10 protein-coding genes are annotated in these 12,156 nt (G+C 66.5%); 7 read left to right on the top strand and 3 right to left on the bottom strand.

Annotated elements, in window-relative coordinates; translation table 11 throughout:
- Positions 1–3 precede the first annotated feature (3 nt).
- The 5 genes from ACQY78_RS17635 (at position 4) to ACQY78_RS17615 (ending at position 5,922) form a co-directional block, all read left to right on the top strand.
- Positions 4–1,101 (top strand): microcin C ABC transporter permease YejB, encoded by a 1,098-nt coding sequence (locus ACQY78_RS17635; RefSeq protein WP_428677161.1) that lies wholly within the window; start codon positions 4–6, stop codon positions 1,099–1,101.
- Entirely contained in the window at positions 1,101–2,120 is a 1,020-nt protein-coding gene (locus ACQY78_RS17630) for an ABC transporter permease (RefSeq protein ID WP_428677159.1), read from the top strand. The genes ACQY78_RS17635 and ACQY78_RS17630 overlap by 1 nt, the downstream gene beginning before the upstream one ends.
- A complete protein-coding gene (locus ACQY78_RS17625) occupies positions 2,117–3,751 on the top strand; it encodes an ABC transporter ATP-binding protein (RefSeq protein ID WP_428677157.1) in 1,635 nt (544 codons plus the stop codon). Before ACQY78_RS17630 ends, ACQY78_RS17625 begins: the two co-directional genes overlap by 4 nt.
- A gap of 58 nt (positions 3,752–3,809) precedes the next feature.
- The gene (locus ACQY78_RS17620; protein WP_428677155.1) at positions 3,810–4,745 is read left to right on the top strand and encodes a 2-hydroxyacid dehydrogenase; all 936 of its coding nucleotides are present in this window, start codon (positions 3,810–3,812) and stop codon (positions 4,743–4,745) included.
- A 235-nt stretch (positions 4,746–4,980) separates the two neighbouring features.
- Positions 4,981–5,922: an IS110 family transposase gene (locus tag ACQY78_RS17615; RefSeq protein ID WP_428676459.1), complete on the top strand. Its 942-nt coding sequence runs from the start codon at positions 4,981–4,983 to the stop codon at positions 5,920–5,922.
- A 113-nt stretch (positions 5,923–6,035) separates the two neighbouring features.
- On the opposite strand, the gene ACQY78_RS17610 is transcribed toward ACQY78_RS17615, so the two are convergent.
- Positions 6,036–7,415, bottom strand: a complete 1,380-nt coding sequence (locus ACQY78_RS17610; protein ID WP_428686423.1) for a leucyl aminopeptidase family protein — start codon at positions 7,413–7,415, stop codon at positions 6,036–6,038.
- Between the two features lie 74 nt (positions 7,416–7,489).
- Between ACQY78_RS17610 and ACQY78_RS17605 the strand changes: the two genes are divergently transcribed.
- Positions 7,490–8,158 carry a glutathione S-transferase family protein gene (locus tag ACQY78_RS17605; protein ID WP_428677153.1) on the top strand — a complete coding sequence of 223 codons (669 nt, stop codon included), beginning with the start codon at positions 7,490–7,492 and terminating at the stop codon, positions 8,156–8,158.
- Here ACQY78_RS17605 and mdoH read toward each other — a convergent pair.
- Both mdoH and ACQY78_RS17595 read right to left on the bottom strand, forming a co-directional pair.
- The gene (gene mdoH / locus ACQY78_RS17600; RefSeq protein ID WP_428677151.1) at positions 8,151–9,959 is read right to left on the bottom strand and encodes a glucans biosynthesis glucosyltransferase MdoH; all 1,809 of its coding nucleotides are present in this window, start codon (positions 9,957–9,959) and stop codon (positions 8,151–8,153) included. The two genes, ACQY78_RS17605 and mdoH, sit on opposite strands and share 8 nt — an antisense overlap.
- Before the next feature lie 28 nt (positions 9,960–9,987).
- Positions 9,988–11,478: a glucan biosynthesis protein gene (locus tag ACQY78_RS17595; RefSeq protein ID WP_428677149.1), complete on the bottom strand. Its 1,491-nt coding sequence runs from the start codon at positions 11,476–11,478 to the stop codon at positions 9,988–9,990.
- Positions 11,479–11,705: 227 nt separating this feature from the next.
- On the opposite strand from ACQY78_RS17595, the gene ACQY78_RS17590 reads away from it, so the two are divergent.
- A complete protein-coding gene (locus ACQY78_RS17590; RefSeq protein ID WP_428677147.1) occupies positions 11,706–12,155 on the top strand; it encodes a hypothetical protein in 450 nt (149 codons plus the stop codon).
- Position 12,156 lies beyond the last annotated feature (1 nt).

Raw genomic sequence — 12,156 nt, 5'->3', positions numbered from 1 at the left:
TCCATGATCGCCTACATCCTGCGACGCCTGATGCTGGTGGTGCCGACCCTGTTCGGCATCATGGTGGTCAACTTCTTCATCATCCAGGCCGCTCCCGGGGGCCCGGTCGAGCAGATGCTGTCCCAGATCCAGGGCACGGCCGTCGATGCGACCGAGCGTTTCTCGGGCAGCTCAAGCGGCGGCGAGACCCTGCGCAAAGGCGGCCAGGACTCGGGCAGCGGCACCTATCGCGGCGCCCGCGGCCTGCCGCGCGACCTGATCGAGCGCATCGAGAAGATGTACGGCTTCGACAAGCCGATGGGCGAGCGCTTCGTGCTGATGATGAAGAATTACCTCGTCTTCGATTTCGGCGAGAGCTTCTTCCGCAACAAGCGGGTCGTCGACCTCATCATCGAGAAGATGCCGGTGTCGATCTCGCTGGGCCTTTGGACGACGCTGCTGATCTACATGGTGTCGATCCCGCTCGGGATCGCCAAGGCGGTGCGCGACGGCTCGCGCTTCGACGTCTCGACCTCGACCACCCTCATCGTGCTGAACGCCATCCCGGGGTTCCTGTTCGCGCTCCTGCTCGTCGTGCTGTTCGCCGGTGGCGGCTATTTCAAGTGGTTCCCGCTGCGCGGCCTCGTCTCCGACGACTGGAGTTCGCTCGGGCCGATCGACAAGGTGCTCGACTATTTCTGGCACATGGCGCTGCCGATCGGCGCCATGGTGATCGGCGGCTTCGCCACACTCACCTTCCTCACCAAGAACTCGTTCCTGGAGGAGATTCACAAGCAGTATGTGCTGACCGCCCGCGCCAAGGGTCTGGTCGAGCGCCGCGTGCTCTACGGTCACGTCTTCCGCAACGCCATGTTGATCGTGATCGCGGGCTTTCCCGCCGCCTTCATCGGCGTGCTTTTCACCGGCTCGCTGCTGATCGAGGTGATCTTCTCGCTCGACGGGATCGGCCTGCTGGGCTTCGAGGCGGCGCTCAACCGCGACTATCCGATCATGTTCGGCACGCTCTACTTCTTCGGCCTGATCGGCCTCGTCATGGGGATCCTGGGCGACATCATGTACACCGTGGTCGACCCCCGGATCGATTTCGAGGGACGTTCCTGATGAACCCGATGAACCGGCGCCGGCTCGCGGCGTTCCGCTCCAGCAAGCGCGGCATGATCTCGCTCGCGGTCTTCGGGCTGCTGTTCTTCGTCTCCCTGTTCGCCGAGTTCCTGGCCAACAACAAGCCGATCCTCATCCGCTACGAGGGCGCCTTCTACTCGCCCATGGTGAGGGACTATCCCGAGACGACCTTCGGTGGCGATTTCCCGACCAATACCGTCTATTCCGACCCGGAGGTGCAGAAGCTGATCGAGGCGAAGGGCTGGATCCTGTGGCCGCCGATTCCCTACAGCTATGACACGGTGCTGAAGGGCGAAGGGCGCACGACCCTGCAGCCACCCTCGCGACAGCATTGGCTGGGCACCGACGACAGCGGCCGCGACGTGATGGCCCGGCTCATCTACGGGTTCCGCATCTCCGTCCTGTTCGGCTTGGTCCTCACCCTGGCCAGCACGGTGATCGGCATCGCCGCCGGCGCGGTGCAGGGCTATTTCGGCGGCGTGGTCGACCTCCTGATGCAGCGCTTCCTCGAGATCTGGTCGAGCATGCCGACCCTCTATCTGCTGATTATCCTGGCGAGCTTCATCCAGCCGGGCTTCTGGGTCCTGCTGGGTATCATGCTGCTGTTCAGCTGGATGGCGCTGGTCGGGCTTGTCCGCGCCGAATTCCTGCGCGGACGCAACTTCGACTATGTCCGCGCGGCCCGGGCGCTGGGTATGATGGATGCGCGCATCATGTTCCGACACATCCTCCCCAATGCGATGACGGCGAGCCTCACCTTCCTGCCCTTCATCCTGGCGGGTTCGGTCACGACGCTGACCTCGCTCGATTTCCTGGGCTTCGGCCTGCCGGTGGGCTCGCCCTCGCTCGGCGAGCTGCTGCTGCAGGGCAAGAACAACCTGAACGCCCCCTGGCTCGCCTTCACCGGCTTCTTCGTGATCGCCCTCATGCTGTCGCTGCTGGTGTTCATCGGCGAGGCAGTGCGCGACGCCTTCAACCCGCGCAAGGTGCTGGCGTGAGCGAGCCCCTCCTGCTCGAGGTCAAGGACCTCTCCGTCAACTTCGGCACCGGCGACAAGGCCGTGCGCGCGGTTCGCGGCGTCAGCTTCGACATCAGGCGCGGCGAAACCGTCGCACTGGTGGGCGAATCGGGCTCCGGCAAGTCGGTGACGGCGCTGTCGGTGCTGCAGCTCCTGGCCTATCCGGCGGCCAGTCATCCCACGGGCAGCATCCGCTTCCAGGGCAAGGAGCTGGTCGGCGCCTCGACGCGAGAACTGTTGTCGGTGCGCGGCAACCGGATCTCGATGATCTTTCAGGAGCCGATGACCTCGCTCAACCCGCTGCACACGATCGAGCGGCAGGTGAACGAGGTGCTGATCCTGCACAAGGGCCTGTCGCGCGAGGCGGCGCGCAAGCGCACGCTCGAACTGCTCGAACAGGTCGGCATCCCCGACGCCGCCAATCGCCTCGACGCCTACCCGCACCAGCTCTCGGGCGGCCAGCGCCAGCGCGTGATGATCGCCATGGCGCTCGCCAACGAGCCCGACCTGCTGATCGCCGACGAACCCACGACGGCGCTCGACGTCACCATCCAGGCGCAGATCCTGAAGCTGTTGAAATCGCTGCAGGCGCGCTACGGCATGGCGCTGCTCTTCATCACCCATGACCTGGGCATCGTGCGCAAGATGGCCGACCGGGTTTGCGTGATGACCAAGGGCCAGATCGTCGAGCAGGGCCCGGTCGGCGAGGTTTTTGACCGGCCGCAGCACAGCTACACCCAGCATCTGCTCTCGGCCGAGCCCAAGGGCCGGCCGGCGGCGGCCGATCCCGCCGCGCCCGAGATCCTGCGGCTCGACGATCTCAAGGTGCATTTCCCGATCCGGCGCGGCGTGATGCGCCGCACGGTCGGCCATGTGAAGGCGGTCGACGGCGTCAGCCTCGCGCTGCGCGAGGGCCACACGATCGGCCTTGTCGGCGAATCGGGATCGGGCAAGACGACGCTGGGTCTCGCCCTGCTGCGCCTCGAACGCAGCGAGGGCGGCATCCGGTTCGACGGCCGCGACCTGCAGGGGCTCGGCCAGCGCGAGCTGCGGCCGATGCGCCGCGAGATGCAGATCGTCTTCCAGGATCCGTTCAGCTCGCTCAGCCCGCGCATGTCGGTGGGCGAGATCGTGGGCGAAGGGCTGGAAGTCCATGGCATCGGCACGAAGGAGGAGCGCAGCACCCTGATCGACCAGGTGCTGCGCGAAGTCGGGCTCGACCCGTCGAGCCGCGAACGCTACCCGCACGAATTCTCCGGGGGCCAGCGCCAGCGCATCTCGATCGCCCGCGCCCTGGTCCTGAAACCGCGGCTGATGGTGCTCGACGAGCCGACCTCGGCGCTCGACATGAGCGTCCAGGCCCAGATCGTCGACCTGCTGCGCGACCTCCAGCAACGGCACAAGCTTGCCTATCTTTTCATCAGCCACGACCTCAAGGTTGTGCGGGCACTGGCCGACGAGGTCGTCGTCCTGCGTCACGGCAAGGTGGTCGAGCGCGGACCGGCGAGGCAGATCTTCGAAGCGCCGCAGACGCCTTACACGCAGGCGCTGATCGCCGCGGCCTTCAATCTCGAAGCGATCGGCGGCGACGGCCGGGCGGTCGCCACCTAGTCGCCAGTAGAAAGCGAACGGGGCTCGACCCGGCGAGTCCGCGCCAGTAAAAGACCGAATGACCGCCGCTATTGCCTATATCAGCCGTGATACCGACGGCATCCACTGGAAGAAGGTCCTCGAAGCGGGCCTTGGTCCCCTCGATTTCCGCACCCGGGACAATCTCGGCAACAAAGCCGACATCGACGTCGTCCTCGCCTGGAAGCCCGATCGCGGCCTGATCGCCTCCTTCCCCAACGTGAAGCTGATCGTGTCGCTGGGCATGGGTGTCGATCACCTGCTGGCCGACGACCAGCTGCCCGCCGGCGTGCCGATCACGCGCATCATGGACGACGGTCTGGTCGGCCAGATGAGCGAGTACGCGATCTACTGGGCGCTGCGCCATCATCGCGACATCGACAAGTACGCGGCGAGCCAGCAGGCGAAGCGGTGGAAGCCCGAGGACTTCATCGACACCATCGATCGCCGCATCGGCATCACCGGCCTCGGCACCATCGGCCAGGACACGGCCAAGAAGTTCGCAGCGCTCGGCTTTCCGACCGCCGGCTGGAGCCGCACGCAGAAGAGCCTGCCCGGCGTCGAGACGTTCCACGGCCCGGACGGGCTGGCGGCCTTTCTCGCCCGCACCGACATCCTGGTGAACGTGCTGCCGCTCACGCGCGACACCAAGGGCCTGCTCGACGCAAAGCTGTTCGCGGCGCTGCCGAAGGGCGCCTACCTGATCAACATGGGCCGCGGCGGGCACGTGGTCGATGACGACCTCCTCGCCGCCATCGATTCGGGCCATCTCTCCGGCGCCGCACTCGACGTGTTCAACACCGAGCCGCTGCCCGAGAGCCATCCCTACTGGACGCACCCCAAGGTCAAGGTGACGCCGCACATCGCCGGCGCCACCAACCCGCGCACCGCCTCGCCCGGCGTGATCGAGAACATCAAGCGGATGCGTGCCGGCCAACCGCTGATCAACACGGTCGATCCGGTCACGGGGTACTAACTCTATGTCGTCCTCGTCTTAGCAAAAACGGCTAGCCTTTAGACGCTTCGCAAGGAGCGCGCGGGCCCGGATGGCCATCCGGGCCCGCGCGGCCGGTCGTCGGATCGACGTCGTCTGATCCCTTTGGGGGATGAGCTCAGCAAGATCGCGGCCGGCCTCTTCACCCGATCCGGATGGTTGCCCGAACTCCAGGTTCGAAGACGAGGCAGGATGGACGAAGATGAGCGATGTTAGCATGGTCGTAGCCGGGATCGACATCGGCAAGGCGCGGCTGGACGTGGCGCTGCACGGCGCGGCAGACCGCATGGCGTTCGACAACAGTGCGGCCGGCCATCACCAGCTGATCCAATGGCTCCGCGCGGCGCAGGTCGTGCGGGTCGGTCTGGAATCCACCGGTTCGTACTCGCAGGAAGTGACTGGCACGTTGCGCGAGGCCGGCTTCGAAGTAGCGGTATTGCAGCCCCTACAGGTCCGGGCGTTCGCGCAATACCGCCTGCGCCGGGCCAAGAGTGACCCACTGGATGCGGCGCTGATCGCCACCTGCGCGGCGTTGCTCGACAAGGTGCACGAGGCTTCGGATGCGCGGCTGGTTCCCCTTGCCGAGCATCTGCGGCTGATCGAGCAGCTGGAGGACGACGTGGTGCGGGCCAAGACGCGCCTGGAGGCCGCGCATCTGGCGCATGTGCGCCGCTTCCTGCGCCGGGAGGTCGAGCGGCTGGAACGGCGCGAGGCGGCAGAGCGGATCCTGCTGATGAAGAGCATCGCCGCCGAGCCTGACCTGCTGGCCCGGCTGCAACTGATCCAGAGCGTCGACGGGGTCGGCGAGCGCACCGCGCTCAGCCTGCTGCTGCTGCTGCCCGAACTCGGGCGTCTCGAGCGTGAACCGATTGTCTCCCTGGCGGGGCTGGCTCCCTTCGTGCGGCAGTCGGGCAAATGGAGAGGCCAGAGCCGCATCGGCGGCGGCCGCGATCGGGTGCGTCGCGCGCTCTATGCCGCCAGCCTCGCGGCAGCCTTCCGCTGGAATCCGGCCATCAAGGCGCTGTATCAACGCCTGAAGACCGCCGGCAAACCCCATCGTAAGATCATGATCGCCTGTGCGCGCAAGATGCTCATCCAGGTCAACGCCGTCGTCGCCCGCGGCACCCCGTGGATCTCATCTCGCCGCGTCGCCGCATAGTGCATTCTTAATGGTTGCTGAGCGAAGCGAAGGACCTGACGGAACGACCGGAGTACTCCTGAGCGAACGCGAGATCCTTCGCTTCGCTCAGGATGACATCATGTGGGTTTCTGCTACTTCCCGAACTTGTCCGCAATCGTGCGGTAGATCGCGCGGGCGACCTGCGCTTCGCCGCCTTCGGGCCGGCCCGGCCGGCTGCTGTTGTTCCAGGCCATCATGTCGAAATGCGCCCACGGCACGTCGTCGGGCACGAATTCCTTGAGGTAGAGCGCGGCGGTGATCGAACCGCCGAAGGCGCCTGCCGAGACGTTGTTGATGTCGGCCACCTTGCTGTCGAGCATGCGGCGATAGGCCGGGAAGAGCGGCATCCGCCACATCGGATCGGTCACCTCCTCGCCCGCCGCGATCAGCGCATTCGCAAGCGTGTCGTCGTTGCAGAACAGCGCCGGCAGGTCCGGACCCAGCGCCACCCGGGCCGCGCCGGTCAGGGTCGCGCAATCGATCATCATCGCGGGCTTCTCGGAAGCGCCTTCGGCCAGCGCATCGCACAGGATCAGGCGGCCTTCGGCATCGGTGTTGCCGATCTCGACGGTGATGCCCTTGCGCGTCGTGATCACGTCCATCGGCCGGAAGGCGTTGCCCGACACCGAGTTCTCGACCGCCGGCACCAGCACGCGCAGCCGCACCGGCAGGCCAGTCGCCATGATCATCGACGCGACCGCGAGCACGGTCGCGGCGCCGCCCATGTCCTTCTTCATCATCAGCATGCCGGCCGCCGGCTTGAGGTCGAGGCCGCCGGTGTCGAAGCACACGCCCTTGCCCACCAGGGTGACCTTCGGGTGGCTGGCCTTGCCCCAGGTGAGATCGATCAGCCGCGGCGCGCGCGTCGAGGCGCGGCCGACCGCATGGATCGTCGGATAGTTCTGCTTCAGCAGTTCGTCGCCCGCGATGACCTTGATCTTCGCCTTGTGCGCCTTGGCGAGATCCTGCGCCGCGGCGGCCAGTTCGGCCGGGCCCATGTCGGAAGATGGCGTGGTGATGAGGTTCCGCGCCATCGAGATCGCCTCGACCGTCGCCGTCGCACGCTTCCTGTCGGCATCGGCGGGCCACACGAAGCGCGGGCCGGGCTTGGCCTTGGTCGCGCGATAGCGGTCGAACTTCCAGCCGCCCAATCCGATGGCCACGACGACGTCGGTCATCGAAACCGGCGCGGTCTCACCCTCCAGGTGCCACGTCGCGACCGGCAGCTTCGACGTGAGTGCGCCGAAATCCCACAGGGTCGGCGCGTCGGGAATCACAAGCACTGCACCGGAGGCCTTGCCGTCACCGCCCGGCAGCACGACGACGTCGCCCGCCGATCCGCCAATACCGAGCGACTCGATCCAGCCACGGTGGGCTTCAGATTGCTCCTTGAGCCAGGGCCGCCAGTTCGATTGACCCACAAACTGCAGGGGCAAGGAGGAAGAAGAACGGTCGACGAACGGCAGCGACATGGCCATGCTCACAATCATCATAGAGAATGGTTAACATTGCCGGCCAAACTCCATGGCTGGCAAGGAGGGCGTACATGGCCGAGTTCACCGTCGTGATCGGCAACAAGAACTATTCGTCGTGGTCGCTGCGCGGCTGGCTGATGGCCAGGATCGCCGGCATCGAGTTCGACGAGATCGTGGTACCGCTCGACAGGCCCGAGACGCAGGCGGCGATCCGCAAGCACTCGCCGTCGGGGCGCGTGCCGGTGTTGCTGCATCGTGGTCTCTCGGTGTGGGACTCCCTCGCCATCGCCGAATACCTGAACGACCTCAAGCCCGAGGCCGGTCTGTGGCCAACCTCAGCCGCCGCGCGCGCCCATGCCCGCTCGATCTCGGCCGAAATGCATTCGAGCTTTGCCGATCTGCGCGACAACATGCCGATGAACATCCGCGCGTCCTATCCCGGCAAAGGCATGACGCCGGGCGTCCGGGCCGACATCGAGCGCCTCACCTTCCTGTGGCGAGACTGCCGCAAGCGCTTCTCCGGTGCTTTCCAGAAGGACGAGGGATTCCTGTTCGGTACGTTCGGCGCGGCCGACGCGATGTTCGCGCCCGTCGTGACCCGCTTCAAGACCTACAGCGTCACCCTCGACGGTGACGCGGACGCCTACTGCTCGGCCGTGCTGTCGCACCCCGCCGTGAAGGAATGGATCGACGCCGCCGAGCACGAACCCTGGCTGATCGACAAATACGAGTTCAAGTAGTCGACGAAGCCTGCTTGGTCCGCTCCTCCAGCCTCTCCTCAGGCGTCATGAACATGCGCCAGCGGCGGGCGGCGACGCCCAGGCTGCGGCGGCTGGAATAGACGGCGAGCAGAGGCGCCAGCAGCAGGCCCGCGACCACGGGCAGCAGCCAAGTGAGGAACGAGGGCGCCCAGTAGCCCATGACCACCACGGCGGCCGCGCCCAGCGCCACCTGGCCACCGTGGCGTCCCAACGCAAGCGCCCAGGGCATTCCCCGCTCCCCGCGCGCCTGCGGCGGCCAGCCCACGGCGCGGCCGGCCAGGATGCCCAGCATGAACAGCGAGTGGAAAAGCATCATCACCGGCGCCAGCAGCGCCGAGAACAATGTCTCCAGCACCACGCTGCCGGTCAGTGCCAGGCGTCCGCCATAGGCCGGCGCGGGGGCACGCAGCGAAAGCACCAGCGCGAGCAACTTGGGCAGGAACAGGAGCAAGGTCGTGACGAGCAGCAGGGCATGCACGTGGCCGGTATTGTATTGCGGCCAGTTGGGAAACAGCGACGGCGCGTTGCCGAAATAGACGGGCCCGACGATCTCATGCTCGAGCACGATGGCGGCGCTGAGCAAGAGCGAGCCCAGCCACAGCGGCGAGGCGAGATAGCCCATGATGCCCATCACGAGGTGCAGGCGGCTCATCCAATGCAGGCCGCGGGTGAAGACCAGCCGCGCGTGCTGCAGGTTGCCCTGCATCCAGCGGCGGTCGCGCACGGCATAGTCCACGACATTCGTCGGCAGTTCCTCGAAACTGCCGTCCAGGTTCGGCAGGCTCCACACGAACCAGCCGGCGCGCCGCATGAACGCCGCCTCGACGAAATCATGGCTCAGGATCTCGCCGCCGAAGGGCGCCCGCCCCTTGAGCACCGGCAAGCGGCAATGCGCTGAAAAGGCCGCGACGCGGATGATCGCGTTGTGGCCGTAATAGTTGGCCTCGCTCATCTGCCAGAAGGAATGGCCGGTCGAGACCATGCTGCCATAGACGCGCGAGGAGAATTGCAGGACACGCGCGAACAATGTTTCCTGACCCATCGCCACCGCATGGGTCTGGATGATGCCGGTGCGCGGGCTTGCCTCCATCAGCGCGGCCAGCCGTACCATCGTGTCGCCCGACATCACGCTGTCGGCGTCGAACACGATCATGTGGTCGAACCGCGCGCCGTGGGTGTCGAGCCAGTCCGCAATGTTGCCGGCCTTGCGCCCGACATTCCGGCGGCGCCGGCGCCAGTGCAGCCGCTCGCCGATGCCGAGCCGCTCGCGCAGCACCTCGATGCCCGCCGCTTCCTCTGCGGCGATCGCATCGTTGGTCGTGTCGCTCAGCACGAACAGTTCGAACGCGTTCGACTGGCCGGTCGCCTCCAGCGAGCGCCAGGTCGTCGCCAACCGCGCGAACACCTCGTCCGGCGCCTCGTTGTAGACCGGTACCAGGATCGCGGTGCGTTCGCGCAGCGCCGGGACACCGCCGTCGCCTGCATCGTCACCCGGCCCCCGCCGCCGCAGCGAGAGCGGATGCAGACCGAAGCTCTTGAGCACAAAGCCCGCGATGGCCGTCCAGAAAGAAAGCGCAATCCAGCCGAAGCTCAGCGCGAACACCGCAAGCAGGGCGATCGCCAGGCCATAGGGAACCTGCGGCCCCAGGGCGGTCGCCAGCAGTTGCACGCCCCCGGCCGTCGTTGCCGCTACAAGAAGCAGCAGAAGAAATCGCCGCCAGCCTGCCCGCCCGGCATGGCGGTCGAGGTTCCAGAGCGTTTGGGGGCCGGTGCGTTCCAAGGGCGCGCTCTCCGCGGACAAGTTCAATTCAAGGACGGATCTGGCTGGCGAAGGTCTCGCTCACCCGTTCTCCCTCTGCTGTCAGGAAGGCACGGATGTCGGCGGTTCGGCGGCCCTCCAGCTCGACATCGATGAACAGACGCCGGTTGGTTGAGCCGGGCGGCTGGTCGATCTCGGTCCGCAACAGCTTGCCGCCGCTGACCTCTACGTTCGATCCGACGAGCCGTTCCTCCTTCAGGGTGGGCAAAGTGTCGCCCTCGAACTCGACGACGATCCGGCGTGCCTTGGAGTTGCCGTCGATCGGCGCCTGCCGCGTCGCCACCACCCGCGCATCGCGGGCAAGGGCCGGCTCGTCGCCCAGCGCGGAGAGGCGATAGCGGTATTCCAGTGCCTGGCCCTTCGCGACCGGCCAGCGCGACACCCAGAAGGCCACGATGTTGTCGTGATATTCCGACGGCGTCGGGATCTCCACGAGGCGGACCTCGCCTTCGCCCCAGTCGCCCTTGGGCTCGACCCACAGAGAGGGACGTGCCTGATACTTGGCGACGCTATCCTGGTAGCGATCGAAGCGGCGCTCGCGCTGCTGCAGGCCGAAGCCGCGCGGATTGTTGTCGACGAACGAGGAGACCTGCAGCGAGCCGGGATTGCCGAGCGGGCGCCAGATCCGCTCGCCCGTGCCGGTCAGCAGCGCGAGGCCATCGGAATCATGGACCTCAGGCCGGAAGTCGTCGCGCCAGGGACCGGACTTGCCGGACAGGAACATGCTGGTGAGCGGCGCGATGCCCAGCATCGAAACGCCGTGGCGCATGAACAGACGCGCATCGACATCGACCGTCGTGCGCGCGCCGGGCGTCACGGTAAAGACATAGGCGCCGCTGGCACCCGGCGATTCGAGCAGGGCGTAGATCGTGAGCGTCTTGTCGCCGGGCGCCGGCTCGACCAGCCAGAACTCACGGAACTCGGGAAATTCTTCCGAACGTGGCTGGGCCGTATCGATCGCCAGCCCGCGCGCCGAGGCGCCATAGGCTTGATCCTTGCCGATCGGGCGGAAGTAACTCGCGCCGAGGAAGGCGATTACCTCGTCGAATTTCTGGCCGTTCATCGGGGAGGTGACCTTGAAGCCGGCGAATCCGACCTGGGCCGGCGGCGTGGCCGTGCCGAAGTCGAACATCTCGGGCGAAGCCGACAGTGCCGTCGCAGCCCCTGCCGCGTCCGGCGTGCCGTTGCGCTTGATGACGTACATCTTCACAGGCGTCTGGTAGAGGAAGCCGGTCGGGAAGAATTCGACGCGGAACTTCCCCCCGCCCTCGCGCCACAGGATGGAGTCCGGCCGATAGCGAATGCCGCGATAGGTGTCGTACCCGAGCTTCGCCGTGTCGGGGACCGGGGCTTCCTTCGCATAGGCCTGTCCGGCTGAGAGCTGCGCCCGCTCGATGAGCTTGTCGAAAAATCCCTGCGCGTGCGCCGTCGAGAGGCTGGGGATCATGAACACGACGAGCAGGGCGACCAATCGAACCACGGCATCCCTCATACGGACCAGGTCTAGGACTTGCCGCAACGCAACATCGACGCGAGCGGTTGCCGCCCCGACAAGCGCAGCAGTCTGTTCCGGATCGTTCGCCACGGTACATGATCAGGGCGTGACGATATTTCAGGAACGAGAATCCCCGACGGCACGTTGCCGCCGCGCGATCAATCACGCACGGCGTTCTGCCGAGGACGAGATCGTCGAGGGAGAACCACACGATGTCCGACACTTCTCAAGCTCATGAAAACAGGAACGCGAAGCCGGATCTCGGCGCGGCTGTATCCGAAATAAAGACGGCGCTGACCGGCAAGGCCGAAGAGTTGGCTGGGCGGTCGACCGAAACCGGCGCGGCCGCCGTGTCTGCTCTGGGCAAGACCGCGGCGACGCTTGCGGGCTCCCTGGAGGAGCAGTCGCCTGCCGTCGCCGACTATGTGCGCTCGACCGGGCAGCGGATCGACCGCCTCGCCGACGACCTGCGCGACAAGTCGGCGGGCGAACTGCTGACGATGGCGACCGACTTCGGCAAGCGTCAGCCGCTCGCCCTGCTGGCCGGCTCGGCCATCGTTGGATTCGCGCTCGCCCGCATCGTGAAGGCCGGTATGGGAACCACGGCGGAAGCGGCCGGACCGCGGGCGAACGAGCCCAATGTCGGCCGCATCGACGTCTAGG

It is taken from the genome of Reyranella sp., from assembly GCF_965279625.1.
Taxonomy (GTDB): Bacteria; Pseudomonadota; Alphaproteobacteria; order Reyranellales; family Reyranellaceae; genus Reyranella.
The sequence above is the reverse complement of the archived record's forward strand: the minus strand, read 5'-3'. Positions and strand labels throughout refer to the sequence as shown.